The organism is Rodentibacter trehalosifermentans, from assembly GCF_002000545.1.
Lineage (GTDB): Bacteria > Pseudomonadota > Gammaproteobacteria > Enterobacterales > Pasteurellaceae > Rodentibacter > Rodentibacter trehalosifermentans.
Genome location: NZ_MLHL01000041.1, coordinates 1 through 26,274, shown reverse-complemented (window position 1 = coordinate 26,274; position 26,274 = coordinate 1). Strand labels below are relative to the sequence as shown.

Here is a 26,274-nt window from a genome sequence, read left to right as displayed (position 1 = left end):
TATTATCAAATAACATTAAATTCTTGTTTGGCTAAAATGAATATTTGCGTGCGTGAATTGTTCCAATTCACACACCCTACGGATTGGTAAACCGTAAGGTTCACGCACGAATATTATCAAATAACATTAAATCCTTGTTCGATAAAACGAATGTTGTGTGCGTGAATTATTCCAATTCACACACCCTATCCCCAATTTTCGGGATATATTTTATTTTTAACGTATTGATGAAATGTTGAAAATTGCCAATCTTTTACTTTTTCAACCCAACCGTGTTTGACAGGGTTGTAATGAATATAATTAACGCAATTTTCAAAATCTTTATCATCACGAATAGTATGCTCGTAAAATCGGCGTTGCCAAATGCCTTTTTCCTTTCGGCGTTGTTTGCTAGGGGATAAATTATTCTTGGCTTTAAAATGTGATGAAAATCTCGTTTTTAATAACCGCAAACGTAACGAATAATTGCTGTCATTTTCGGGCAATGTCCAAATGCAATGAATATGATTGGGTAAAATACAAATCGCTTCGGTTTTAAACGGGTATTTTTGTTTAACAAATTGATATGCTTCTCGCAATAAATCAATATGTTCAATCAACAAATGAGATTTTGGGTCGGCAAGTTTAACGGTAAAGAAAAATGTGCCGCCTTTAATATAATTTCGGCGATAAAAAGACATAATATATTGATTAATGTAGAGGGAAGCACTGGTTCACTTACGAATAACAATATCAGTTATTTTGTGTATGGATTGTAACCAATTCACACGCTTACCAAAATGTAATTTATTGAATTTGCGATTGTGATCGCAAAAATAATGGTTTTATTATTTCATTTGTGCGTGAACCTACGGTTCACACACCCTACGAGGGATGCTCATGATAAACGAAAACACAATCGAACAACTCACCCTCCAACGCCTACAAAACCTTGGTTGGGACTATCGCTTTGGCAAAGATTTACCGGTTTCCGAAGGGGAATTTGCCCGCGGGGATTTGGGGGGCGTGGTATTTGTGGGAATATTGCGAAAAGCGGTGCAAAAACTCAATCCGCAACTGCCTGAAAGTGCGGTTGATTTTGTGGTGAAATTGGTGACTAAAGGCGATATTGGCGAATTGGTCGGGCGAAATCAGACGTTTTATAAAATGCTACGAGATGGCGTGAAGGTGGAATATCAACAAAACGGTGAGCAGAAATTTGATGTGGCTCGTTTGGTGGATTTTGAACATTGGCAAAATAACCGCTTTGTGATGGTCAATCAGTTGGAAATTCGCAGCCGTAAAGGGGGCAAACGGATTCCCGATATTATCGGTTTTGTGAATGGCTTGCCCTTGGTGGTGTTTGAGTTGAAAAATCCCTTGCGTGAATCCGCCGATTTATTACAAGCCTTCAATCAGTTGCAAACCTATAAAGATGAAATTGCCGATCTGTTTGTTTATAACCAAGCCTTGATTATCAGTGATGGTTTAAATGCTCGATTAGGATCGCTTTCAGCGGATTTCCAACGGTTTACGCCTTGGAAAGTGGTGGATGAAAAAAACCAAAGCCAGCGGTTGGATTTTGGCGATGAATTGCAAAATTTGCTTAATGGCTTACTTACACCGCAAAAATTGTTGGATTATGTGCGTTATTTTGTGTTGTTTGAACGGGCTTCTAATGGGGCGTTAATCAAAAAAATTGCCGCTTATCATCAATATTACGGGGTGAATGAGGCTGTGGAATCCACTCTTTTCGCCACCAGTGAAAAAGGCGATAAACGCATTGGGGTGATGTGGCATACGCAAGGATCGGGCAAATCTATTTCCATGCTCTTTTATGCGGGCAAACTACTCTCCCAGCCTGAATTGAAAAACCCAACCATTGTGGTGGTGACCGACCGCAACGATTTAGACGGACAACTTTTCCAAACCTTTAGTAGCGGTAAAGATTTAATTAAACAAACGCCACAACAGGTGGAAGATCGGGAAGCCCTTCGCCAATTATTAAGTGAACGTGAATCCGGCGGAGTGTTTTTCACCACCATTCAAAAATTTGGTTTAGAGGAAACAGAAAGCCAATTCCCCCTGTTGAACGCTCGTTCTAATATTATTGTAATTAGCGATGAGGCACACCGCAGCCAATATAGTTTTACTCAAAAATTGCATAAAGATAAGGGCAAATATCAAGCGGGCTACGCCCGCCATTTGCGGGATGCCCTACCGAATGCCTCTTTTATCGGCTTTACGGGAACGCCGATTAGCCTTGAAGATAAAGACACACAGGAAGTATTTGGGCAGTATGTCTCTATTTATGATTTTGTAAATGCCATTGATGATGGCACAACGGTTCCATTAGCTTATTTTCCTCGTCAAATTGACTTGAATAAATCAGATCATCAAGCATTATTTGATGAAATTGATGATATTTTAGACAAGGAAGAGAGTGTTCGCCTCAATTTGCGTGAACGTTTGTTAGGTGCCCCTTCCCGCTTAAAAGAGCTTGCAAAAGACATTGTTGAACATTTTGAAAAACGTAATGAGCAACAAGATGGTAAAGCAATGATTGTGGTTTCCAGCCGTCAGATTTGTGTCAATTTGTATAATGAACTTGTTACACTTCGCCCTGAATGGCATTCTGATGATATCAATCAAGGCACAATAAAAATTGTAATGACAGGGAAAACTGGACGAGATGGACAGGCGAGCGATCCCCCTGAAATGCAAAAGCACATTTATAATAAGCAAGAAAAGCAAACTCTGGAACGCCGTTTTAAAGATCCGAATGATTCGCTGAAAATCGTGATTGTGCGTGATATGTGGCTAACAGGCTTTGACGTGCCTTGTTGTAACACAATGTATCTCGACAAGCCAATGAAAGGACATAATTTAATGCAAGCGGTTGCCCGTGTAAATCGTGTTTTTTCTAATAAAAGCCGTGAAAATGGTGGATTAGTAGTAGATTATATCGGGTTAGTCGATGAATTAAAAAAAGCAATGGAAGATTATACCAATGCAGGCGGTAGTACTGGCTTTATAAAGGATACCGATGCGGTGTTCTTTAAAATGCAAGAACAGTTGGAATTTATCCGTACGTTGTTCGCTACTCAAATTAACGGGAAGGCTTTTGATGTGCAATCGGCGCTTACTGAAAGTGATCCTTCACGTTTACTTAAAGCCATTGCCCTTGCGGCAAACCATATCAACTCCCTTGATCAACAACCTGATGATAACAAAGTTCATCATCAGCAATGGAAAAATTCAGACGATCCAGAGCCTCGCAAAAAACTCTTTTTAAAAACCGTCAGTAGCCTGAAAAAAGGCTATGCCCTCTGTGGTGCATTAAAAGAGGCAGAACCCTATAATCAAGAAATTGCATTTTATGATGCGGTGCGTGCGGTGCTTTCCAAACGTGAACAAAAAGGCACCGGCACGCAAGAACGGCTTATTCAACTTAAAGCCTTAATCAACCAAAGTATTGTTTCCAGTGGAACAATTGATTTGTTTGAACTACTCGGTAGAGAGCAAACTCAAATCAATTTACTTTCTGATGAATTTTTGCAGGCGATAAAAAATAGCGAAACCAAAAGCCTTTGGGTATTGGCAATGGAACGCTACTTGAAGCAAGAAATCAAAGCCAAAGCTGGGCGAAACCTTGCTGCACAGAAAGACTTTGAACAACGTTTGCAAGAAGCCTTAAATCAATATCACAACCACAATCTCACAGTGGTTGAAATTCTCGATGCCCTAGTGCAAATGGGGCGGGATTTCTCCGAACGTTTAGGGCGTGGAGAAAAATTAGGCTTAAGTGTGGCGGAATTGGCGTTTTATGATGCTCTAGCCCAAAATGAAAGTGCAAGGGAATTAATGCAAGATGAAACCCTTTCTGCGTTAGCAAAAGAGATCACCGATATTCTGCGAAAATCGGTGAGTATAGACTGGCAGCATAAAGAAGCCGTGCGGGCAAGAATTCGACTGCTTGTTCGCCGAGCGTTGCAAAAATATAAATATCCCCCGGATAAAGCAGAAGAGGCCATCACCTTCGTCCTACAACAAGCCGAAGAAATTGCTGATGAATTAACCACAGAATAGAAAAAGGGGCGAAATTGCCCCTTTGAAATAAATATCTCTTTCTATCCAATAAAATCCTGCTCTATCGCACTTTGAACAATTGGAATACCTTGTTTGTAACGCTCAATAAATTGTTGATAGCCTTCTGTGATTTGCTTTTCCGGATAAACTAAACTGATTTCCACTTGGTTGAAAATATCGTTATCCAAATAATCTTCCAAAGAAGAAGTTTCTGAGCGACTTAAAAAATTTGCTAATAAAGCAATACCCCAAGCACCGCCATTAGAAGCAGTTTCCATTGTTGCCAGAGGAATATTTAGTGCAGAAGCCAATATTTGTTGCGCAACATTTTCCGTTTTAAAAATACCACCGTGCCCAAGAATACGGGTGATCATTACATTTTCCTGCTGTAATAAAATGTCCATACCTAATTTCATTGCACCAAATGCCGTATATAAATGCACTCGCATAAAGTTGGCTAAATTAAATTTAGCATTGGTCGGATGTAAAAATAGCGGACAACCTTTTTCTAATCCCACATTATGTTCGCCGGAATAAAAGCCGTAAGACAATAACCCGCCGCAGTCCGAATCGCCTTGCAAAGCATGGAGAAATAGAGTCTCATATAATTCTTCAGTACAAATTTTAATCCCAAATGTTTGTAAACATTCGCCCAATAAATTAACCCAAGCATTAATATCCGTCGTGCAATTTTGTGCGTGAGCCATTGCCACTAATTTGCCGGCCGGTGTCGTAACAATATCTAATTCGGCGTAAACTTTTGATAATGCTTTTTCTAATACAATCATTGCAAAGGCTGATGTACCTGCAGAAATGTTCCCCGTTTTTTCTTTAATGCAATTGGTCGCAACCATTCCCGTTCCGGCATCCCCCTCAGGTGGACAAAATGAAATACCAGCCTGCAAAGCCCCGGTAGGGTCTAATAATTTTGCACCAAGTGCGGTTAATTTTCCTGCTGTTTTTCCGGCAATTTGGACTTGCGGTAAAATATCTTCAATGTGCCAATCATAATTTTTATCCTCAATGAGTTGATTAAATTGGCTCAACATTGTTTTGTTATAATCAGAGATTTCCGTGTCAATAGGAAACATACCTGAAGCATCACCAATACCAAGATATTTTTCTCCCGTTAACCGCCAGTGAATATAACCGGATAACGTGGTCAAATAATCTAGTTTTTCAAGGTGTGGCTCTTCGTTCAAAATAGCTTGATACAGATGAGCGATACTCCATCTCTGTGGAATTGGATATTCAAATAATTCGGTTAATTTCCCGGCTGCGGTAAACGTAATATTATTTCGCCAAGTCCGGAATGGAACGAGTTGATTCCCCTCTTTATCAAAAGGCAAATAACCGTGCATCATTGCACTAATACCTATCGCTTTGGCAGATTTAATTACCGTCCGATATTTTTCTTTAACCGTATTTTGTAAATCTTCAAAGGCGGACTGTAATGTCGACCAAATTTCTTCTTGATGGTAAGTCCAAATATTATTAACTAAATGATTTTCCCAATCTGCTCCACCTGTGGCTAAAATACTTCCTGTCTGATCAATTAACACTGCTTTGACACGGGTTGAGCCCAACTCTATACCGATAACGACATGACCGGTATCAATTAATGTTTTCTCGTTTTGCATTTGTTATCCCTACTTTATTTAAATAAACGATATTTTTGTAAGAAAATAAATAAAATAAGTAAAGCTCCCCATAATATCATCGTGATATAACTACTTATTCCCAGCATATTCAAACCACTTTCTATGATTTGTAATAAAACTAAAGCAATTAAAATGCCAATTAATTTTCCTTTTCCCCCATCAGGATTAACGCCACCTAATACAGAAGCTAAGATTGAAATTAACAAATAAGAATCGCCATAGGAGGCTTTAGCTGAGTTTAATTTTGACATCATTAATATCGCAGCAAAGATACAAAGAATAGCAGAGATAACGTAAACAATCATAATAACTTTTTGAGTATTAATCCCTGAGTAAAATGTTGCCTTTTCATTATTCCCAATGAAATAAATTGATTTTCCAATTGTTGTCTTCTCCAATATAAACCAAACAATTAATGCTAAAATTAAAAATATAATTAATGGAAAGGGAATAAGAAAAAATGTTGTAGAACTAATAGATAAAAAACCTGATGGAAAATTAGCAATAGTTGACCCATCTGTCATCAGAATATTTAACCCATTAATTAAGGTCATTGTCCCTAAAGTGGCTAGAATTGGTGATACTCTAATAAGAGAAATTAATATTCCATTAAACATACCAATAATAAAAGCACATAATAAACTTAACAATAATCCTATCAATAAATAACTAATACCATCTTGTTTAGTAATAAAATAAGCAATAATTAGTGCACAAGCATTCATTGTTGCAATAATTGATAAGTTAATACCGCTTGTCAGCATAGGAATTGCCATTGCTAAAGTTAAAATACCCAATACTGCAATTTGCGAAGCCATTGATTGAAAGTTAGCGATTGACCAAAATATATCAGGAATTAAGATACTAAATGTTGAAACAGCAATAATAAATAATAGAAAGAGATATTTAATGGTATTATCCGATTTTAGTTTCATTCTACTCTCCTTATTTTTTCCGTTGCGTAAATGCGGTAACGCTCACACTTAAAATGATAATGCAACCGGTGATAACGGTTTGCCAATAGGAAGAAATATTTAATAAGTTTAAGCCATTTTGAATAACGGCTAATAGAATAACGCCCATTATTGTGCCTAATAGTGTTCCTTTTCCCCCTGATAAACTCGCACCTCCCAACACAACTGCCGCTAATACAGTTAATTCATAGCCGAGCAATGAATCCGGCGCAACGGATTGCACGGTATAAGATTGCACGACACCTGCAAGCCCCGCCATTAATCCCATATAACCATAAACAACTAAATGTAGATAAAACAAGTTGAACCCCATTCGAGAAGCGGCTTCTTTGTTTCCACCTAAGGCATAAATTTTACGACCTAAAGTTAATTTGTTTGTCATTATTGCTGTCAGAAATATGGCAAATACGGCAACAAGGATTTGAAAAGATAACCCGTATTCACTTCCCTCTGTACTAGTTTGTTTGAATAATATTAGCTCTTTTTGAAACCATTCTGGAAAATCATATAACCAAACGCCCTTGGTAATATATAACAATCCACCATAAAAAATATTGAGTGTTGAAATAGTAATAATGATGGAAGGTACATTTAATTTATGAATAATAACACCATTAATTAATCCTAATAAAATACCGACTATACTTGCAATAACAAACACACCTAACAATCCTACATCATAGTGCTGGATTAAGCTTATCATTATATATTGGGCTATAATCGTCATTGCCGGAAATGAAATATCAATTCCTCCTGAAATAAGTACGACAAATAAGCCACAAGCTAGTATCATCAATATGGCGTAGTTATTTATTACATCATAAATATTTTCAATTGAAAGAAAATCTTGGGTAAATAGACTTAGTAATGTACATAGTATTAATAATGTAATAAATAAAATCTTATTATGCGGATTTTTCATAAACCAATTCCTCAATATCTTGTTCAGTACAATTTGATGGTATGAATTCAGCGACAATTTCTCCTTTTCTCATTACCAATACACGATGGCTATAATAATAAGCTTCTTCTATTTCATCTGTCACAAAAATAATACTCATACCTTGCTCTGAGAGGGATTGAATAATTTGGAAGATTCCTTCCTTATTAGCAACATCCACACCAATAGTAGGAGAGTCTAAAATAATCACTTGAGGAGTGATTGCTAACCACTTAGCAATGGAAACCCGCTGAGCATTACCACCCGATAATGTATTAACCGGAAGATCAGGATCAGATACTTTAATGTTTAATGATTGAATAAGCTGATTTGTATATTGACGAGCTTTATGTTCTTGAATAATACCGATAGGATTTGCAATCTGTTTAAATATAGTTGAAATAATATTGTGATGAATAGATTCCGCCATAATCAAGCCGGTATTCATTCGATCTTCTGAAACATAAACAATTCCTTTTTCGATTGCTTCACGGTTATTACGAATTTCTGTTAATTCACCGTTTAAATATAACTTTCCACTCGTTGGCTGTGTGATACCGAATAGACTCAAACAAAGTTCTGTTCTTCCGGCACCAAGCAGTCCGACGAAAGAAACAATTTCTCCTTTTTTAACGGAAAAATTAATATTTTGATATTGATGTTCAAGTATAAAATTTTTTACATCAAGTATAGTTGGAGAGTGCGAAAAATCGGGTAAATTTAACCGCACTTTATTAATTTCTACCCCACTCATTAGAAAAGCCAAACGCTTTTCATCTATCTCATTAATCGGATACTTCCCCACCACGTTGCCATCTTTCAGCACTAATACGCTGTCTGATACTGTCATCACCTCTTTTAATCGATGACTAACAAAAATAATACTGATCCCTTTACTTTTCAGCTTAATCACCACATCAAGCAGATGATTCACTTCTTTTGCCGTTAATGAAGCTGTTGGCTCATCCATAATTAATAATTTGGCGTTTTGCGCTAATGCTCGACAAATCGCGACCAATTGTTGTCTGGCAATAGGTAAATTTTCAACAATGTCATCTAAATTCAAATCTGCATTAATGCTATCAATTGCTTGGCGAGCGATCTCTCGTATATTTTGAGAACTTACCCAACCGAATTGGCGATACGCATTCATTGCAATATTCTCTGCAACACTCAAATTAGGAAAAAGAGACAAATCCTGATAGATAACCTGAATACCTTTGTTGATAGATTCTTCCGGTGTTAATTTATCGTATTGACTTGCCCCAATCTGGATCTCCGCCTCGGAATCCGGCTGATAAACACCTGATAAAATTTTAATGAGTGTCGATTTACCACAGCCATTTTGCCCGGCCAAACAAAGCGCTTCGCCATAATTTAATGATAATTCAATCTCATTTAAGGCTTTTACACCATTAAAAGTTTTATTAATATTACGCATTGAAATAAAAGACATACAATCTCCTTTGGCGAAAACCGGGTTCAAAATGAACCCGGTAACGTGTTGATTAATACAATTTATCTATATTTTCTTGGGTCACTTTTAATACATTATGGAATTGTAATAGTTTTTTCTCTTGATCTACTTTAGCTTGACCAACATTTGGAATGACCAATCCCTCTTCAATTTTTTCTCCTTTCAATACTTTTGCTGCCACAGCCGCTAAAGCATAGCCTGCACTCGCCGGATCATAGGTAATTCCCATTGTAATATTACCGCTTTTAATTAAAGAAGCCGCTTGGGAAGGAATCATCATACCGAAAACATTTAACTTACCTTTTAATCGTTTTTCTTTAACAGCAAGCCCCGCACCAATTGGGCCTTGCGAACCGAAAGAAATGACGGCTTTAAGATCAGGGTGAGCTTTGACTAAATCAATCGTTGTACGACGGGCATCATTAATGTTTTCAGCAACCGGCATCCTGCTAGTTACCTCAAACATATCCGGATAATGCTCTTTTTGGTACTTCACAAAAAGATCTGCCCAAAGATTATGCTGCGGTACAGTTAAACTACCAACATAGAGCACATAACCGCCTTTGCCACCCAATGATTTTGCAACTTCTTCAACATAATCCGCTGCAAATTGGGCATTATCAATAATTTCAATATCCCAGTCAGCACTCGGTTGACCAACCGATTCATTGGTTAGTATGACAATACCGTTTTGTTTAGCTTTTTTCAGTACCGGTTCCAACGCACTGGCATCATTGGGCACAATAGAAATCGCACTCACTTTTTTAGCAATTAAATCTTCAATTAATTTCACCTGCTGAGGCGCATCGGTATTTGATGGGCCGACCTGATAAGCATTGATATTGTTATCTTTACCTGCTTGCACAACGCCTTCAGCCATACGATTAAACCAAGGCATACCATCAATTTTGGAAATATTTACTACATCACTTGCGATGACCGAACTACAGCAAGCGAGACTAAAGAGACTGGAAAGTAACAAATGTTTGAATGTTGGCTTTTTCATAAGATTGTCCTCATAAAATGAATAATGATTCCTTAATTTTGTAACAGCAATTAAGGCTATCAAACATCTTAGTGACTTAATTCAAAAAACATAGGTAACTTTCTGTTAAATATATGGAAAAATCCGCTATGGCAAATAAACTGAGAAGTGGATCACATTTTGATTTCGCCACTCAGCTCACCAACACGGAACTGAGAAGGCGAAAGTGCGGTATGTTTTTTAAAAATTTTTGAAAAGTAGAGCGAATCTTCATAACCTAAGGATTTCGCAATTTTATTTATTGATAAACCGGAAAAATAAAGTAATTTTTTCGCTTCACTGATACGTTGCTGCTCGCGCCATTGGATTAAACCAATTCCCAAAGATTGTTTAAATAAATGTGAAAGACGAGATTCTGATAAAAAGACTTGGTTAGCAAAATACTCAACACTAAAATTTTGTGATAAATTTTCTAGAATCAGATCACAAACCCTTAATATTCTGCTATCAATCGGCGAAGCCTCTTTGATATTTTCCACTGAAATACATTTCATCAGTAGGTATTCCAGCAAGCCAGAACTCATTTCCTTCTTAAGCAAATCATTCGACTCGGATTCTTGTGCAATTTTACTGAAAAGTTGGCTAATTTCTTGGAAAGAAAGTATCTCATTGATGGTAATACGCCCAATATTTTCTCTGCAATTTCTCCAATTCAACCACTTTAGCCAGTGCGGTTTAGGATGAAAATAAATCCATTTATAATGCCAATATTGGCATTCCTGTTGGCGATAATAATGCTGAAGCGTATTCGGTGAAAACAATACAAGCTGTCCTCGTTTAACAGAAAAAAACTGCTTACCGTCAAACACTTTTCCATGTCCAAAAGTCGTAAGCTGTAACATATATCCTTTCATACCCTCAGGACGATCAACAGTAAAATCCAAATAATTTCCCTTTTCTATTTGGGTAATTCCTGCTACTAAATCCAATGTTGTCTGGCTATCTGATAACGCTAATTCATCAAATTTCATAAAAACGAGATTCCTTAATACACCAATATTTTCTCATTTAAAACTAACAGCACTTTGAACGCAATAAAAAAATGCCTTGATAAAGCACAATAGAATGTGCCCTAAAACAAGCAGAAGAAATTGCCGATGAATTAATCACAAAATAAAAAAGGGGCGAAATTGCCCCTATAGACTGAAATGAAACTAAAATTATGCGTTGACTTTGCGACGTGCAATCACGGCATCAGATAATTGTTTGAGTAAGATTTCTGTGTCTTCCCAGCCGATACAGGCATCGGTGATGCTTTGTCCATAAGTAGCGGCTTTGCCATTGACTAAATCTTGGCGGCCTTCCACTAAATGGCTTTCAACCATCACGCCAAAGATTTGTTTTGAACCGCTTGCAATTTGTTGGCAAACATCTTCACAAACTTCCATTTGTTTTTTGAATTGTTTGCTGCTGTTAGCATGGCTGAAATCTACCATTACATGAGGAATACGACCGGTTTTTTCAATTTCAGCACAGACTTTTGCCACATCTTCCGCACTGTAATTCGGCCCTTTATCCCCACCTCGTAAAATGATATGGCAGTCTTCGTTACCTTTGGTTGAAACAATTGCAGAATGGCCAAATTTCGTAACCGATAAGAAATTATGAGGCGCTTCTGCCGAACCCACCGCATCTAATGCCACTTTTACACCACCATTTGTGGCATTTTTGAACCCGACGGCACAAGATAAACCGGAAGCCAATTCACGATGAACCTGTGATTCGGTAGTGCGTGCACCAATCGCTCCCCAGCTCATAAAATCGGCGACATATTGTGGGGTGATCATATCCAAAAATTCACCGGCTGAAGGGACGCCAAGATTATTAATATCAGAAAGTAATTTACGGGCAATGCGTAAACCGTCATTCAAACGATAAGTATCATTCAAGTAAGGATCATTGATTAAACCTTTCCAACCCACTGTGGTGCGTGGTTTTTCAAAGTAAACACGCATAATAATTTCTAGGCTGTCTTTGTATTTTTCGCGTAAAGGTTTCAAACGATTGGCATATTCAAGCGCCGCTTTAGGATCATGAATGGAACATGGTCCGATAATCACTAATAATCGATCATCTTTGCCATGAATAATATTATGTGTTTCTTGGCGGGTTTGTTTTACTAATGCAGCCGCTTCTTCACTGGCGGGAAATTTTTCTAATAAAGCGATTGGCGGTAACACCTGATCAATTTTTTCGATACGCATATCATCATTTGCGACAACGATTTTAATTTTTTCTTTTGTCATACATCACTCTCTTATAGTTTTAAATATTGTGTTTGAAAATTGCAAATACTCTACACTTATTTCTTGTACTAGTAAACTAGTTCATTATGAAATGATTTATTTTTGTTTAATGACTGCTCAACACTCGAGCCGGTTGAAGTTTGGCTGCTCGACTTGCCGGATAAAGGCTCGCCAAGAGACTTAAGACTAACGCAGCCACTAAAACTAACAAAACATCTTGCCAATGAAGCTCGCTAGGAAGAAAATCGACAAAATAAATGCCATCCGATAGCAATTGCTTTCCGGTCAAATATTCTAAGCCTTGAATAAGCGAAGTTAAATTCAACGCTAAAATGATGCCAAGAACGATACCTATTAAACACCCTTTCATTCCTGCTTGCAAGCCGTACCAGATAAAAATACGCTTAATAAATCCATTATTGGCGCCAAGTGTGCGCATAATGGCAATGTCGCCTTGTTTATCTTTGACGGCCATAATCAATGTGGAAACGATATTGAAACAAGCCACCCCGATCACAAGCACCATCGCAATATACATAACAGTGCGGATCAGTTGAATATCACGATACATATACCCGAATTTAGCAATCCAGTTTTGCACATAAAGCAACTGTGGATAATCGTTCAGCTCAGAATAAGTCAATGATTGAACCTTAAAAGGATCGGTAACTTGAAGCTCTACACCGGTAATTTGATCTGCCCGATAGCCCAATAAGGCTTGTGCTTGTGGCAGTGAAAGTAAGGCATAACTGTGATCAAGCTGACCATCTAAACGCAAAATCCCCGTCACCTGTACACGCTCACGGTGGGGCTGGGATAGCTGTTCATCTTTATTTGATTGTGAGATCAAAAGCGAAACCCAATCCCCCTCTTTGACATCAAGATCTTTTGCAATACCGGCGCCAAGCACCAACCCACCCTCCTTTTCAAATTCTTGCCAGCCATTTCCCTCGACAAATTTTCCTAATGAACTCACTTGATCTTGTGCCCTTTTATCTACGCCTTTTACCTGCACTACTTTGAGTTTACTGCCGTTTTCCACGAGTGCCGTGAAGCTGACAAAGGGGGAAAGTGCGGTGATTTTTTCATTTGCTTTTAAACGTGTGGCAAGGGTTTGCCAATGATTTAGTGTTTTCTCATCGCTGTTTTCACTCACGAGAATCTCAACATGAGGCACCACCGCTAAAATACGTTGGTTTAATTCCCGCTCAAAGCCATTCATGGCACTCAACCCCACAATCAGCACTGCCACCCCTAAGGCAATACCAATGGCTGAAAATTTGGCAATCAGCGCCACCAAAGGATTTTTTTGCTTACCACGCTGATAACGCCAGCTAATAAAAAATGGGGTATTCATTAGGCGCCTTCCCTTAATACGCCATCTTGCATTGTCAGACGGCGGGATAATTTTTCAGCTAAAGCCATATCATGAGTAACCAGCAAGAAAGCAATATTTTGTTCCTGATTTAAGGTTTGAATTAACTCGAAAATGCTTTCTGTGGTTTTATGATCCAAATTGCCGGTTGGTTCGTCTGCCAGCACCAAAGCAGGATGATTAACCAAGGCGCGGGCAATGGCGACACGTTGACGCTCGCCTCCGGAAAGCGCAGACGGACGATGGGTAATACGGTGGCTTAAGCCCACGGCATTAAGCATATTTTCAGCACGATCTTTGGCTTCCGTTTTATTTTGCTGACCAATTAATAAAGGCATCATCACATTTTCGAGAGCTGAAAAATCTGCCATTAAATGATGAAATTGATACACAAAGCCTAAATGCTGATTTCGCAACTTTGCCAATTCCGATTCCGAGGCTTTTTGCAGTGATTGCCCTTTGATAAACACTTCCCCACTGCTTGGTTGATCCAAGCCCCCTAGTGTATGCAGCAACGTACTTTTGCCGGAACCGGAACTGCCCACAATGGCAACCAATTCATTCGGTTGCATCGCAAAAGACACCCCTTTTAGCACTTGTGTTTGGTTGTTGCCTTCTTGATAAAATTTATTGATATTTTCGCACTGTAATAGATATTGACTCATAGCTTACTCATAGCGTAGTGCTTCCGCCGGTTCTGTTTTTGCCGCACGATAAGCAGGATAAATAGTTGATAATAAAGATAATAAAAGAGAAAAGGCAATGACTGCGCAAATTTGCCAAGCGGCTAATGCGGTAGGTAGGAAAACACCGTTAGGATTGAGAACACTGATGATCTCCGTTAAATTGAGTGTAATCAATATACCTAATATCGCCCCAATCAAGGTGCCAACCAATCCCACCAATAAACCTTGATAAATAAATACTGAACGCACTTTCGATTTTGTTAAGCCTTGAGTTTGCAAAATGGCAATTTCCCCTTGTTTATCCACTACCATGAGGCTTAAAGAGGTAACAATATTAGACACCGCCACCACGATAATCAGACTAATTAATAACCCCATCATATTTTTTTCCATACGCACCGCTTGGAAAAATTCGCCTTTTTGTACCCGCCAGTCGGTAATTTGATCGTTAGGAAAATAGCCGGGTAATTCGGTGATTAAAAAAGGATCGGTCAAAAATAAACGATAGCCCTGTGCCTGTTCAGGCTGAATACGCATTAATCGTCCAATATCCGATAAATTGGCAAAGGCTTGGTAAGCCGAGGCCTCACTATGATCAAAATAAATATCACTTACCGTAAATAACCGCTGCATAGGCACTCGCCCAAAAGGGGTATATTGGCTATTTTCCGTTATCATCAAACGAATTTTGTCGCCAATATTGACCCCCAGTTTTTGCGCTAACAGATTGCCTATCACCAGTTTAAATTCACCGGCATGCAGTAAAGTATCAAAGGGCACCTGATCAAGGCTTTCTAATAACGGATCATCAGAAAAGGCGCGTATGCCTATAACTTGCCCTGCACTCACTCCTTTAGCGGTTTGATAAATCACATTAGTAGTGTTAATCGGCACGGCTTTTTGCACAAAGTGCGGTCGATTTTCTAAGGTTTTTTCTATGGAAATCGGTTGTGATTGGCTCACAATGGCATGGGGAATAGCTGAAAGCACCTGTTGCTTTTGATAGCCTTCCAAACCGTTCATCACCGAAAGGACAATAATCAATGCCATCACACCTAAAACAATCCCTAAACTGGCAAGGCTTGTGACTAATCGCCCAAAGCGATCGGCACTTTTTGCCCGCCAATAGCGTAGGGCGATATAAAGAGAAATGGGGAGTTTCATATTACTTCCGGTTTAATTGTGCGACAAACGCTTCCATATTTTGCGTCACTTTTTTCACTAATGTCGCCACCGCACCGTCACTTGCCCAAGCAATATGAGGGGTGATAATTAAGTTTGGCATGGTTTTCGCCGCAACGATCAATGGGTTGTCTTTCTCAGGGGGCTCTTTTGCCATCACATCTAAAGCCGCTCCCCCTAAATGACCGCCGGTTAATGCCTTTAATAACGCCTTTTCATCCACTAAAGGGCCACGTCCGGTGTTAATTAAAAATGCCCCTTTTTTCATTTGTGACAGGGTTTCTTCATTGATGAGATTTTCAGTATCCGGCGTTAATGGACAATGGAGTGTAAGAATATCCGCTTGCTTTAATACTTCGTTAAAAGGGGTATATCCCTCTCGGCAAGTGAGCGCATTTTTATGCTCTGCATAAAGCACATGCATTCCCAAAGCTTGAGCCAAACGCCCCACTTCCGAGCCTAAGCAACCTTTTCCAACGATGCCAAGGGTAGAACCTCTCACATCGGTAATCGGATAATCGAAATAACAAAACTGTGGGCTCTCTCCCCATTTCGCTGATGTTTGATCCCGCAACCAACCGGCAAGGCTGTGTTTTAAAGAGAAAATTAACCCCAGCACATGCTCCGGCACGGTAACGCTTGAATACCCTGTTACATTTTTCACTTCAATGCCTAATTCTTTTGCCGCTACTAAGTCAATGTTATTGGTTCCTGTTGCGGTAATGGCAATTAATTTTAATTTAGGTAATTGTTCGAGGGTTTGACGATCAAAAATCACTTTACTGGTGATCACAATATCTGCATCTTTCGCCCGTTCAATGGTTTGATCTGCAGAAGTGTAAGGATATTCAATCCATTCATGCGCAAAATTTGGGCGAGGGATAGGAATGTGTTTTGGAATAGCCGTACTGTCTAAAAATACAATTTGCATGATGTTCTCCTTTTTTATTTAAAAAAGTGCGGTCAAAAATGTTCAAGTTCTCAACCGCACTTTGCCATTAAATTGAGGTATCCAACGCCGGGAAAGATTTAACTAAATCGTCAATCGCTTTCATTTGTGAGACAAACCCTTCTAAGGCAGACAACGGTAAGGCTGACGGCCCATCACATTTTGCTTGATTTGGATTCGGGTGGGCTTCTAAAAATAAACCGGCAATCCCCACCGCTAAGCCTGCACGGGCAAGTTCTGTCACTTGCTCACGACGGCCACCTGAGGCGGCGCCAAAAGGATCACGGCATTGGAGTGAATGGGTCACATCAAAAATTACCGGGTTGCCTTTTGATACTTTTTTCATGACGCCAAAACCAAGCATATCAACGATTAAATTATCGTAGCCGAAATTCGTTCCTCGATCACAAAGAATGACTTTATCATTGCCACATTCCTCAATTTTTTCCACAATATTCCCCATTTGACCCGGGCTTAAAAACTGGGGTTTTTTCACATTAATCACTGCCCCTGTGCGCGCCATGGCTTCCACCAGATCCGTTTGGCGGGCTAAAAATGCAGGAAGCTGGATCACATCTACCACATCGGCTACCGGTTGGCATTGATAGATTTCATGCACATCGGTGATAATTTTCACCCCAAAGGTGGCTTTTAACTCTTGGAAAATCTTGAGTCCTTCCTCCATACCCGGTCCACGGTATGAATGAATTGAGGAACGGTTTGCTTTGTCAAAAGAGGCTTTAAAAACATAAGGGACATTCAATTTTTCCGTCACCTTCACATAGGCTTCACACACCTGCATTGCCATATCACGGCTTTCAAGGACATTCATCCCGCCAAAAAGCACAAAAGGTTTGTCGTTTGCCACCTCAATATGACCAATTTTTACACATTTGTTTTGCATAAGTTTTCCTTATTAATGAATAAGTTCGTGAGCTTGTTCAAACTCACCCTTGATTTCTAAAAGCTGTACCCGAATCAATGCAGCAGTAGGATCGTTCGGGCATTTATCGACAAAATATTCTAAATCTTTTAATGCTGCCGGATAAGCTCCCATCTGTGCCAGCACAATACCGCGATCACGAATATGAGTAGGATCATCCGAATAGCAGAGCAATTTTTCAATGTAACGAAAGGCGATTTCATTATGTTCTTCCCGAATGAGGGCATTTTTGGCAAGTTGTTCAAAACGGGTTTCAAGAAGTTGAAGATCCGCTCGGTCAAGTTCTTCCGGCTGAATTTTAGCACCGAAACCAAATGTACCTTCATAAAGTTGTTGCAATTTTTCTTGAGAAATATATTGCCCATTCCAAGGGTCGATAAATGCCACCTTGTCCCCCACCTCTGCCCTCAAAATCAGTTGAGTGGGAAAATTGACAGGGTAAATGGGTAAATTTAACGCCTCGGCAAGATATAAAACTATCGCACCAAGGGTGACCGGCATTCCCTCTCGATATTCTAAGACATAGGGCAAATAAAGGTTTCTCGCATAAAAATAACGTTCCGGATCACAATGAAATCCCCAATCGCCATAAATCAATTGCAATAAATGATGAATACGCTCTTCCACCGCCCAATCCGGTGAAATTTCACGACGCGCTTTGCGAACAAAATGCCCCATTTTGCCACGCAATTGTGCTTCTGAGCACTCATCATCAGAAATAATATGATAAAAACTGACAAATTGATCGTATAACGCTCTTCGATTATATTTCATGATGTTTCCAAAAACCGTAGGTAACCCGCTCATTGTCTCCATAATCACACAGGGTTGCAATCTTTTCCCAATGATTTTGAGCAAAAATTGACCGCACTTTTTCGCCTTGTTGCCAACCGTGTTCCAACAACAATGCGCCGCCCTCATTCAAATAAAATGGGGCTTGTTCAATAATATGACGCAAATCACCATAGCCTTGCTCTGTCGCCACCAAGGCAGAACGGGGTTCAAAACGCACATCGCCTTGGCTTAAATGTTCATCGTTTTCATCAATATAAGGCGGGTTGCTGACAATGAGATCAAACCGTCCTTCTACATTTTTAAACCATTGACTTTGAAAAAAAGCAACATTGAGTTGATTTTTTTCAGCATTCGATTTGGCTAATTCCACTGCTTTAGGGATGACATCAACGCCAATAATGGTTAATTCGGTAGGCTGTTTTTCACAAATTGGTGTTAATTCTGATGCTAAGGCTAAAGCAATGGCGCCTGTCCCCGTGCCAAGATCTAAGAGGCGAAAGTGCGGTGGATTTTTTTGCAGCTTTTCTTTTGCGATGCTTAGTGCCTGTTCAACCAATATTTCCGTATCCGGACGAGGGATTAAGGTGCTTTTCGCCACATTTAATGATAATGACCAAAATGCTTTTTCACCCAAAATATAGGCAATGGGCTCCCCTTTTAAACGACGAGCCAAAAGTGCGGTTAAATTTGACCGCACTTTTTCTTCCATTTCTGTTTCCCCAAAGGCTAAAATTTGTGCGCGAGATTTTCCGCTCGCAAATTGTAATAACACCAAGGCATCGATTTTGCCATTTTCTTGTGGGTTGGCTTGATTTAACGCATTTGAGGCTTGCATCAACCATTGTTGATAATTCATTATTTTGTGTCTTTAACAACCTGTGTGCCAATAATTAAATCCGTTAAAGAACGGCGATCATCACGCACAAGTGCCACAATGCCACTGATAATGAGTAAAAAACTCGTCCAAGCAAATAGAAAATCAATGGCTTCCCGACCAATATATTTAGCGAAAGGTAAAGGTTGTTGGCTTTGATAATCCAACACACGCAACCCTAACCAGCGTTTTGCGACAGTTTGTCCATAGGTTTTCATGAAATAAATTTGCAGACCTAAGCACAGCAAAAGAGACAATAGGCCGATAAAATCCCCAAACATAAACCCGAGGGCGAGTATCGCCCATGACAAGACATTATTTATCAAACTGGCAAGCCAGCGTTTAAAACGGCTTGCTAACACCGGTTGCGAAGGCGCTGAAAATGAAGAAAATTCGGCATCTTGCATTTTTTTATCCTTTGGATTTTCAACTAACATTTTATTTTCCCTAAAAGTAAAAAGAGCATCTAAGACAGATGCCCTACTCATTAATTCGTTTCAGATAACGCTGCCAATTGGTCTGCTTGATATTCAGTGATAATCGGCTGGATCAGCTCATCAATTTTACCATTCATCACTTCGTCTAAACGATAAATCGTGAGATTAATACGGTGATCGGTCACCCGCCCTTGCGGATAATTATAGGTGCGAATTTTATCGGAACGATCGCCTGAACCCAATAAATTACGACGCATATCCGTTTGTTCCGCCGCTTGGCGTTCTTGCTCCGCTTGGACAATACGTGAGGCAAGCACAGACATTGCTTTGGCTTTGTTTTTATGCTGTGAGCGTTCATCCTGACATTCCACTACAATGCCTGTTGGAATGTGGGTAATTCGCACAGCCGAATCGGTGGTATTAACGTGCTGCCCCCCTGCACCTGATGAACGGTAAGTATCAATACGCAAATCCGCAGGATTGATTTCCGGCATTTCCGATTCCGGTAATTCCGGCATCACCGCCACGGTACAAGCCGAAGTGTGAATACGCCCTTGCGATTCGGTTTTTGGCACACGCTGAACTCGATGACCGCCCGATTCAAATTTTAACTGACCATATACCCCTTCACCGCTGACTTTAACGATCACTTCTTTGTAACCGCCCTGCTCGCTTTCATTGGCACTGAGCATTTCTACACGCCAGCGTTTGCTTTCGGCATAACGTGTATACATACGGAATAAATCACCGGCAAAAATACCAGCCTCATCCCCCCCTGTGCCGGCACGAATTTCTAAATAGCAGTTGTATTCATCATTGGGATCTTTTGGCAGTAAGAGAATTTGAAGCTGTTGTTCCACCTCTTCAATTTCCGTTTTGGATTCATCAATTTCCATTTGTGCCATTTCTTTCATTTCCGGATCATCAAGCAACATTTGCGCCTCTTCAATGTTGCTATTAAGTTGTGCCCAACGATGAAAACATTTTACGACATCCTCAAGTTGGGCATATTCTTTAGAATAAGCACGGAATTTATCTTGATCACTAATCACAGAAGCATCACCAAGCAAGGCTTCTAATTCTTCATAACGTTCTTTTAAACTTTCCAGTTTTACAATAATGGATTCTTTCATCTTCTTTTTCTTTTCTCTTCAAACCGCCAATAAAACCGGCGTATTCTAGCCGATTTTAGGGAAAATTGACAGCTTAGAAAGTGCGGTCTGTTTTTGTTGTGTTTTTTCAAGGTTGGCTTTAGCAACGATAGCGAAGCATCAACTATCACCTCAATGATGAGGGATAAAAGGGCTAAATTCGAGTAACATCAAATTTGCTCAAATCAATGCTATCTTCCGTGCCATAAAATTTAACGAGGGCTTTGCGTAGCGTTTCGGCACGTTTAGGTAATCCTTTTTCGGCATAGATTTTGACCTGCTCATAAACCGCTTGCTTGAAAGGCCGGGTATCCCCGGGATTGCCGTTGAGGTTATCGGCACTGGCAAAATAACGAAATCCGGCGGCAGTGGCTAAAATCCATTCTAAGGCTTGAGGTTTGACTTCGACTTTTTCAAAATCACGCTGGCGTTCTTCGGATCGCCCATCCGGCTCATACCAATAGCCAAAATCTTCCAATTGACGGCGTGCTTTGCCTGCCACCAGCCAGTGGGCAATTTCGTGTAATGCACTGCTGTAAAAACCGCGCGCAAAATAAATGGCATTGTAAGGCACAGTCTCATTTGCCGGAATATAAATAGGCTCTTCGCCCCCTTTTACCAAGCGGGTATTATACTCTTGTTCAAAACATTGATTAAAAATAGCGATAATATCTTCTAATTTGTGTTCCATCATTTCTCCCATGGATAACCCTCAAATGGGCAAAATTATATCACCAAAGGCTCATTTGCTCGTATTTATTTTCTTCGGGTAAATTAACGTGCAATCCGACTAAACGCACGGATTTTCCCTGCCCTCGTTGCCAAATTTGCCTTAATAATTGCTGAAATCCCTCCAACGACAGCGGCAAGCCTGTTTTTTCGAGGGTAGTCACTTGAAAATCCTCAAATTTGAGTTTCACTCCGATTTTACGAAAAGCGGATAAGGGTATATTCGGCACGCTCCGTTCAATACGACGGATAAGTTCCCCATAAAGATTATCCAACAAAGCAATGCCCTGCTCGATATGATAAATATTTGCCGCTAAAGTGCGTTCTACTCCCACGGATTTTCTCTCCCGATGGGGGTGTACTTCCCGTTCGTCAATGCCGTGGCTAAAATCCCAAATCCGCTTGCCGATTTTGCCAAAACGATTGAACAATATCCGTTGCTCCAATTTTTGCACATCGGCACAATGTTCCAAGCCCATTTCCAGCAAACGTTGTGAGGTCACTTTTCCCACACCAGGAATTTTCTTTAACGGTAAGGCTTTCACAAATTCATCCACCTCGTCAGGCTTTATTACAAATTGTCCGTTGGGTTTATTCATATCGGAAGCCACTTTTGCGAGGAATTTAAGAGGGGCAATACCGGCGGATGCGGTTAATTTTAACTCATCAAAAATCGCTTGGCGGATTTCTTTTGCTATCCAAGTTGCCGAACCGGAACATTTTTCACAATTCGTCACATCTAAATAGGCTTCATCAAGGGAAAGGGGCTCGATAATATCCGTATAACGGCGGAAAATTTGATGAATTTGAGCGGAAACCTGTTTATACAGCGGCATGTTCACCGGCACAAGAACAAGATTAGGGCATTTTTTCACCGCTTGTGCCGTTGGCATCGCACTATGCAAACCAAATTTTCTAGCCTCATAATTACAAGTTGTCAATACTCCACGTTGGCGGGAATTGCCACCAACGGCAACCGGTTTTCCTTGTAAAGCGGGGTTATCACGAATCTCCACCGAAGCATAAAAGCAATCCATATCAATATGAATAATTTTACGAGTGAAAGCCATGAATAAAAGTGCGGTTAAAAAATACGGACTTTTAGTATAACGGGAAGAAAACCACTGTTCAAGTATACAGATAAATAAACCTGCACATTGGCAGGTTTGAAAGAGAGAAATTATTGACGTTCGTAAAGCATTTTTTGATCACTAAAACGAATAACCCGATCAATGGGATAAACATCAATTTTAGATTGGGAATCCATAAAAACCGGTCTGAATTTTTCTTGGATCTGCACAAACGGAATTTGTAAATTAATAGAGAGCGAATTACCCGGCATTAGCGGTGATGTGAGTTCAACATTCATATCTTGATTATGAATGACCTCACGTTGATGTACATAGGCATTCAACCACTGAACTGCGGAGATCGGCTTATTACCGATATTTGTGACAACGTATTTAAACACGGCTAAGGCTTGTCCATTGCTATCCACGCTTAATTGACGATTCTCAACATTGATTGAAACCGCTTGTGAAACCAATGCCATTTCAACCGCACTTTCTTTTTTTGAAGTGGCTTTTTTAGCCGGGGCGGCGGAGGTATTGAAGGCTAAAAATAACGCACTCACCGAAACAATGACAAGAGACTTTAACTTTTTCATTCTATTTTTCCTTTCAATAAAAAGCGGGCAAATTCTAACCCAATACAATAGGTTTATAAATAGATTCTTTTACTTCGCATTTTTTTTTGCTAAACTTACGCCCAATTTTGGGGCTGATTCTGGATTCGACGGGATTAGCGAAGCCCAAGGTGCACGTCGAGGTGCGGTAGGCCTCGTAAATAAACCGCAAAAAAATAGTCGCAAACGACGAACAATACGCTTTAGCAGCTTAATAACCTGCATTTAGCCTTCGCGCCCCAGCTTCCGCTCGTAAGACGGGGAGCACGCGGAGTCAAACCAAAACGAGATCGTGTGGAAGCCGCCGTTTGAGGATCGAAGCATTAAATTAAATCAAACTAATTTAAGTTTAGCGTGTCTGTCCGCATGCTTAAGTGAAACTAAAGACTGACTAAACGTGTAGTGCTGAAGGTAGAGTAATTTCGGACGCGGGTTCAACTCCCGCCAGCTCCACCAAATTGAAATCCAAACCAATCCAATAAGAACCGACAAAGCCTTGAAAACACTCACTTCAAGGCTTTTTTATTATCCAATGCGAGCCAATGAGATATTACTAAATCCTTGAGTTTTAGTTATACGTTTAGTTATACTGCTCATCAATCAATAAATCACGTATAACTAAAAACTCACGAAGGCTTGATATTTAAGGCTTTATTGCTGATTAGATTTTTTGTTAGTTATACGCAGAAAAGGCGGTTATTTTGGCACGTATAACTAAACCACTCACAAACACAGAGATAGACAAATCCAAGCCTAAAGATAAAGATTACACCCTATCTGATGGATTGGGGCTTTATTTATTGATTAAATCAACCGGTGCGAAACTGTGGCGGTTTAATTACTACAAACCATTGACCAAAAAACGGACTTTAATTGGATTGGGAAAATATCCCGATGTTTCACTATCACAAGCAAGGGAAAAACGGGAAGAATTAAGAGCTTTGCTTTCTCAAGGTGTCGATCCGCAAATCCACCACCAACAGCAAGAAGAAATCAAACACAAAGAATTAATCAACACCTATGAATCTATTGCTTGGGCGTGGTTCGAGTATCGCAAAACCAAAAAGAACTTTTCGCCTGATTATCAAAAAAACATAGAAAGCCTAATTAAGCGGAATCTACTCCCCCACTTTGGACACTTGCCTATTTCTCAAATTACCGCCCCTTTAGCCTTAAAAGCCTTTAAGCAATATCAAGACGAAGGCAAATTAGAGAAACTCAAACGCACGATTCAAAAACACAACGAGATAATGACCTATGCGTTACACCGTGACATCATATCGGCAAACCCTACCGCCAATATTTCAAAAGAATTTGATAGTCCGACAGTCGAACACTTTAAAACCATCAAGCCGGAAGATTTAAGCGAGTTTATTTACACCCTAAATCACGCTCAAATTCACTTACAGACACGTTATTTAATCCTATGGCAACTTCTCACAATGACACGCCCAAATGAGGCGGCAACGGCACGCTATGAGGACATTGACGAAACCACAAGACTATGGACGATTTACATTCAAAAGGGAATCAAAGAAAGCGACAAAGGGCGCATTCATAAAATTACCCTATCACGCCAAGCTATCGCCCTATTGCGAGAAATCAAGAAATTAAGTGGCGGTAAAACTTACTTATTCCCGAGCGTGAAAAATCCTCAAACCCACGTGAACACACAAACAGCAAATGCAGCTATCAAACGAATGAGTTATGCCGGAAAGCTGGTGGCACACGGTTTACGCTCCATTGCCAGCACCTACCTTAATGAGCAAGGCTACGATAGCGAATTAATTGAGGTGGCATTATCGCATATGAAATCAGACCGGATAAAAGCGGCTTATGACCGTGGCGAACGATTAGAACAACGATTCAAATTACTGCAGGTATGGGGCGATTTTATAGAGGAATGTTCTCAAGATGCATTGCCTAAACATCATTTGCAAATCGTGATTTAGAACCTGTCAAAACCTGACATGGAACTCGGTTAAATTTCACCGCACTTTTTCTTTTGACTGGATATAATAACAGGTTATAATCTATTCCAATCTGATATTATACAGACCAACGAAATCCAACCCAATTTACACGGCTAGGCGTGGCTTAATTACCCACTCCGAAAGAGAATAACCCTATTTATTCTTTGCCGTGTTCTCACTGAATAGGGTGCGCATAGGGGCGTTTTATGAGTATTAGCAACTCTTATTTGGTTCTTAATGATAAAAATATTCAACGGCTAAAAAGATTTAATTTAGACATAGATAATATTTTTACTTTTTCAAGAAATGGTGACTTAAATTTATACTTCAGGGCAGAAAAGATTTTATCGGAAATAAAAACTGAATTTAACCAAGTTTTTTATCTAAGTGGATTTATAAACTGTAACTCACAGGATAGAACTTACGATAAATTTTTCAGTGTGGCTGATTATAATGTAGATATAGGCAAGCATCAACAAACAGAGTTTGGGGGAAGTATTTATCATGATAATGATAATTTTAAAATGATTCAATTTGAAGGTTTTATTCAAATACCTAGTAGAGTGATTAACGAAAGCGAACAGAAAATTTTACTAGATGAATATTCCTCATATAGATTTTTAGGTAGTGAATCTGGCTGTATAAATACAGATTTTATTTTAAATTTTTCTTTTCCTAATCAGAATTTAGAAATTCCTATTCGTAATACTTATATTTTGGCTAGTGATATTTTAAAGCTGGCAGAGATGAAATTGATCGCCATTCCTAATCAAGAAGATAATAATGATAAAAACAAAACCACAGAAGAACTACAAGCCAAAATCACCGAGCTTGAAAAGCAATTACAGGCGGCGCAAGGTACGGTTGATTCTGAACTTATTTTAGAATATGACGGCGATTTACCTGAAAGCACAAATGCCGATAAATTGGCGGATTTTATAAGCCTGATTATTGATCCCGAATTGCTTGATGATGGAAGAATGCCTACATACAGCAGACTATACTCAAAGCTAGATAATCGACACCGAGGCGCACGCCCTACTCCATCCAAAAACACAATAAAAAAATAGGGGCTGACGTAGATT

Annotated in this window: 23 protein-coding genes and 1 other RNA gene; 4 read left to right on the top strand and 20 right to left on the bottom strand. The window is 39.5% G+C overall.

Going from position 1 to position 26,274, the window contains the following annotated elements; genetic code table 11:
• Nucleotides 1-185: 185 nt before the first annotated feature.
• Entirely contained in the window at nt 186-680 is a 495-nt protein-coding gene (locus tag BKK52_RS07805; protein ID WP_077419689.1) for an REP-associated tyrosine transposase, read from the bottom strand.
• 199 nt (nt 681-879) lie between these two features.
• Here BKK52_RS07805 and BKK52_RS07800 point away from each other — a divergent pair, with 199 nt between their 5' ends.
• Nucleotides 880-4,068 (top strand): type I restriction endonuclease subunit R, encoded by a 3,189-nt coding sequence (locus BKK52_RS07800; RefSeq protein ID WP_077478443.1) that lies wholly within the window; start codon nt 880-882, stop codon nt 4,066-4,068.
• A gap of 41 nt (nt 4,069-4,109) precedes the next feature.
• Here the strand turns inward: BKK52_RS07800 and BKK52_RS07795 are convergent, their stop codons facing one another.
• The 19 genes from BKK52_RS07795 to BKK52_RS07705 all read right to left on the bottom strand — a co-directional run bounded on the left by BKK52_RS07795 (nt 4,110) and on the right by BKK52_RS07705 (nt 23,198).
• Entirely contained in the window at nt 4,110-5,708 is a 1,599-nt protein-coding gene (locus BKK52_RS07795; protein WP_077419687.1) for a xylulokinase, read from the bottom strand.
• A 14-nt stretch (nt 5,709-5,722) separates the two neighbouring features.
• Complete coding sequence (locus tag BKK52_RS07790) at nt 5,723-6,664, bottom strand: ABC transporter permease (RefSeq protein WP_077419686.1); 942 nt, start codon at nt 6,662-6,664, stop codon at nt 5,723-5,725.
• A gap of 10 nt (nt 6,665-6,674) precedes the next feature.
• On the bottom strand, nt 6,675-7,625 hold the full coding sequence (locus tag BKK52_RS07785) for an ABC transporter permease (protein WP_077419685.1): 951 nt from the start codon (nt 7,623-7,625) through the stop codon (nt 6,675-6,677).
• Nucleotides 7,609-9,099 carry a sugar ABC transporter ATP-binding protein gene (locus tag BKK52_RS07780; RefSeq protein ID WP_077419684.1) on the bottom strand — a complete coding sequence of 497 codons (1,491 nt, stop codon included), beginning with the start codon at nt 9,097-9,099 and terminating at the stop codon, nt 7,609-7,611. Before BKK52_RS07780 ends, BKK52_RS07785 begins: the two co-directional genes overlap by 17 nt.
• Before the next feature lie 52 nt (nt 9,100-9,151).
• A complete protein-coding gene (locus BKK52_RS07775; protein ID WP_077419683.1) occupies nt 9,152-10,126 on the bottom strand; it encodes a substrate-binding domain-containing protein in 975 nt (324 codons plus the stop codon).
• A 152-nt stretch (nt 10,127-10,278) separates the two neighbouring features.
• Complete coding sequence (gene araC / locus BKK52_RS07770) at nt 10,279-11,136, bottom strand: arabinose operon transcriptional regulator AraC (RefSeq protein WP_077419682.1); 858 nt, start codon at nt 11,134-11,136, stop codon at nt 10,279-10,281.
• A gap of 189 nt (nt 11,137-11,325) precedes the next feature.
• The gene (aroG, locus tag BKK52_RS07765) at nt 11,326-12,411 is read right to left on the bottom strand and encodes a 3-deoxy-7-phosphoheptulonate synthase AroG (protein ID WP_077478442.1); all 1,086 of its coding nucleotides are present in this window, start codon (nt 12,409-12,411) and stop codon (nt 11,326-11,328) included.
• Between the two features lie 106 nt (nt 12,412-12,517).
• Nucleotides 12,518-13,768 carry a lipoprotein-releasing ABC transporter permease subunit LolE gene (gene lolE / locus BKK52_RS07760; RefSeq protein ID WP_077419680.1) on the bottom strand — a complete coding sequence of 417 codons (1,251 nt, stop codon included), beginning with the start codon at nt 13,766-13,768 and terminating at the stop codon, nt 12,518-12,520.
• The gene (gene lolD / locus BKK52_RS07755) at nt 13,768-14,451 is read right to left on the bottom strand and encodes a lipoprotein-releasing ABC transporter ATP-binding protein LolD (RefSeq protein WP_077419679.1); all 684 of its coding nucleotides are present in this window, start codon (nt 14,449-14,451) and stop codon (nt 13,768-13,770) included. The genes lolE and lolD overlap by 1 nt, the downstream gene beginning before the upstream one ends.
• 3 nt (nt 14,452-14,454) lie before the next feature.
• A complete protein-coding gene (locus BKK52_RS07750; protein ID WP_077419678.1) occupies nt 14,455-15,636 on the bottom strand; it encodes a lipoprotein-releasing ABC transporter permease subunit in 1,182 nt (393 codons plus the stop codon).
• Nucleotide 15,637: 1 nt separating this feature from the next.
• A complete protein-coding gene (locus BKK52_RS07745; protein WP_077419677.1) occupies nt 15,638-16,585 on the bottom strand; it encodes a 2-hydroxyacid dehydrogenase in 948 nt (315 codons plus the stop codon).
• 67 nt (nt 16,586-16,652) lie between these two features.
• Nucleotides 16,653-17,507: a 3-deoxy-8-phosphooctulonate synthase gene (kdsA, locus tag BKK52_RS07740; protein ID WP_077419676.1), complete on the bottom strand. Its 855-nt coding sequence runs from the start codon at nt 17,505-17,507 to the stop codon at nt 16,653-16,655.
• Between the two features lie 12 nt (nt 17,508-17,519).
• Complete coding sequence (locus BKK52_RS07735; protein ID WP_077419675.1) at nt 17,520-18,320, bottom strand: SirB1 family protein; 801 nt, start codon at nt 18,318-18,320, stop codon at nt 17,520-17,522.
• Nucleotides 18,310-19,197 (bottom strand): peptide chain release factor N(5)-glutamine methyltransferase, encoded by an 888-nt coding sequence (prmC, locus tag BKK52_RS07730; protein WP_077419674.1) that lies wholly within the window; start codon nt 19,195-19,197, stop codon nt 18,310-18,312. Before prmC ends, BKK52_RS07735 begins: the two co-directional genes overlap by 11 nt.
• Complete coding sequence (locus tag BKK52_RS07725) at nt 19,197-19,652, bottom strand: RDD family protein (protein WP_077419673.1); 456 nt, start codon at nt 19,650-19,652, stop codon at nt 19,197-19,199. Before BKK52_RS07725 ends, prmC begins: the two co-directional genes overlap by 1 nt.
• Nucleotides 19,653-19,702: 50 nt before the next feature.
• Nucleotides 19,703-20,785 carry a peptide chain release factor 1 gene (gene prfA, locus BKK52_RS07720; protein ID WP_077419672.1) on the bottom strand — a complete coding sequence of 361 codons (1,083 nt, stop codon included), beginning with the start codon at nt 20,783-20,785 and terminating at the stop codon, nt 19,703-19,705.
• A 172-nt stretch (nt 20,786-20,957) separates the two neighbouring features.
• Complete coding sequence (locus BKK52_RS07715; protein ID WP_077419721.1) at nt 20,958-21,494, bottom strand: elongation factor P hydroxylase; 537 nt, start codon at nt 21,492-21,494, stop codon at nt 20,958-20,960.
• A 40-nt stretch (nt 21,495-21,534) separates the two neighbouring features.
• Entirely contained in the window at nt 21,535-22,602 is a 1,068-nt protein-coding gene (gene dinB / locus BKK52_RS07710; protein ID WP_077419671.1) for a DNA polymerase IV, read from the bottom strand.
• 110 nt (nt 22,603-22,712) lie between these two features.
• The gene (locus BKK52_RS07705; protein ID WP_077478441.1) at nt 22,713-23,198 is read right to left on the bottom strand and encodes a hypothetical protein; all 486 of its coding nucleotides are present in this window, start codon (nt 23,196-23,198) and stop codon (nt 22,713-22,715) included.
• A gap of 109 nt (nt 23,199-23,307) precedes the next feature.
• On the opposite strand from BKK52_RS07705, the gene ssrA reads away from it, so the two are divergent.
• From ssrA to BKK52_RS07690, 3 genes are all read left to right on the top strand, one after another.
• Nucleotides 23,308-23,672: a transfer-messenger RNA gene (gene ssrA, locus BKK52_RS07700) on the top strand.
• A 245-nt stretch (nt 23,673-23,917) separates the two neighbouring features.
• On the top strand, nt 23,918-25,168 hold the full coding sequence (locus tag BKK52_RS07695) for an integrase arm-type DNA-binding domain-containing protein (RefSeq protein ID WP_077478440.1): 1,251 nt from the start codon (nt 23,918-23,920) through the stop codon (nt 25,166-25,168).
• A gap of 227 nt (nt 25,169-25,395) precedes the next feature.
• Nucleotides 25,396-26,259 (top strand): hypothetical protein, encoded by an 864-nt coding sequence (locus BKK52_RS07690; protein WP_077478439.1) that lies wholly within the window; start codon nt 25,396-25,398, stop codon nt 26,257-26,259.
• The last annotated feature ends 15 nt before the right edge of the window (nt 26,260-26,274 follow it).

Excerpts from the sequence above, each read along its gene's own strand:
- dinB (WP_077419671.1), bottom strand. The coding sequence starts at position 22,602 with ATGGCTTTCACTCGTAAAATTATTCATATTGATATGGATTGCTTTTAT.
- BKK52_RS07790 (WP_077419686.1), bottom strand. The coding sequence starts at position 6,664 with ATGAAACTAAAATCGGATAATACCATTAAATATCTCTTTCTATTATTT.
- BKK52_RS07690 (WP_077478439.1), top strand. The coding sequence starts at position 25,396 with ATGAGTATTAGCAACTCTTATTTGGTTCTTAATGATAAAAATATTCAA.
- lolE (WP_077419680.1), bottom strand. The coding sequence starts at position 13,768 with ATGAATACCCCATTTTTTATTAGCTGGCGTTATCAGCGTGGTAAGCAA.
- BKK52_RS07785 (WP_077419685.1), bottom strand. The coding sequence starts at position 7,625 with ATGAAAAATCCGCATAATAAGATTTTATTTATTACATTATTAATACTA.
- BKK52_RS07800 (WP_077478443.1), top strand. The coding sequence starts at position 880 with ATGATAAACGAAAACACAATCGAACAACTCACCCTCCAACGCCTACAA.
- kdsA (WP_077419676.1), bottom strand. The coding sequence starts at position 17,507 with ATGCAAAACAAATGTGTAAAAATTGGTCATATTGAGGTGGCAAACGAC.
- lolD (WP_077419679.1), bottom strand. The coding sequence starts at position 14,451 with ATGAGTCAATATCTATTACAGTGCGAAAATATCAATAAATTTTATCAA.
- BKK52_RS07750 (WP_077419678.1), bottom strand. The coding sequence starts at position 15,636 with ATGAAACTCCCCATTTCTCTTTATATCGCCCTACGCTATTGGCGGGCA.
- prfA (WP_077419672.1), bottom strand. The coding sequence starts at position 20,785 with ATGAAAGAATCCATTATTGTAAAACTGGAAAGTTTAAAAGAACGTTAT.
- BKK52_RS07715 (WP_077419721.1), bottom strand. The coding sequence starts at position 21,494 with ATGGAACACAAATTAGAAGATATTATCGCTATTTTTAATCAATGTTTT.
- BKK52_RS07805 (WP_077419689.1), bottom strand. The coding sequence starts at position 680 with ATGTCTTTTTATCGCCGAAATTATATTAAAGGCGGCACATTTTTCTTT.
- BKK52_RS07725 (WP_077419673.1), bottom strand. The coding sequence starts at position 19,652 with ATGTTAGTTGAAAATCCAAAGGATAAAAAAATGCAAGATGCCGAATTT.
- BKK52_RS07795 (WP_077419687.1), bottom strand. The coding sequence starts at position 5,708 with ATGCAAAACGAGAAAACATTAATTGATACCGGTCATGTCGTTATCGGT.
- prmC (WP_077419674.1), bottom strand. The coding sequence starts at position 19,197 with ATGAATTATCAACAATGGTTGATGCAAGCCTCAAATGCGTTAAATCAA.
- BKK52_RS07780 (WP_077419684.1), bottom strand. The coding sequence starts at position 9,099 with ATGTCTTTTATTTCAATGCGTAATATTAATAAAACTTTTAATGGTGTA.
- BKK52_RS07705 (WP_077478441.1), bottom strand. The coding sequence starts at position 23,198 with ATGAAAAAGTTAAAGTCTCTTGTCATTGTTTCGGTGAGTGCGTTATTT.
- aroG (WP_077478442.1), bottom strand. The coding sequence starts at position 12,411 with ATGACAAAAGAAAAAATTAAAATCGTTGTCGCAAATGATGATATGCGT.
- BKK52_RS07735 (WP_077419675.1), bottom strand. The coding sequence starts at position 18,320 with ATGAAATATAATCGAAGAGCGTTATACGATCAATTTGTCAGTTTTTAT.
- araC (WP_077419682.1), bottom strand. The coding sequence starts at position 11,136 with ATGAAATTTGATGAATTAGCGTTATCAGATAGCCAGACAACATTGGAT.
- BKK52_RS07775 (WP_077419683.1), bottom strand. The coding sequence starts at position 10,126 with ATGAAAAAGCCAACATTCAAACATTTGTTACTTTCCAGTCTCTTTAGT.
- BKK52_RS07745 (WP_077419677.1), bottom strand. The coding sequence starts at position 16,585 with ATGCAAATTGTATTTTTAGACAGTACGGCTATTCCAAAACACATTCCT.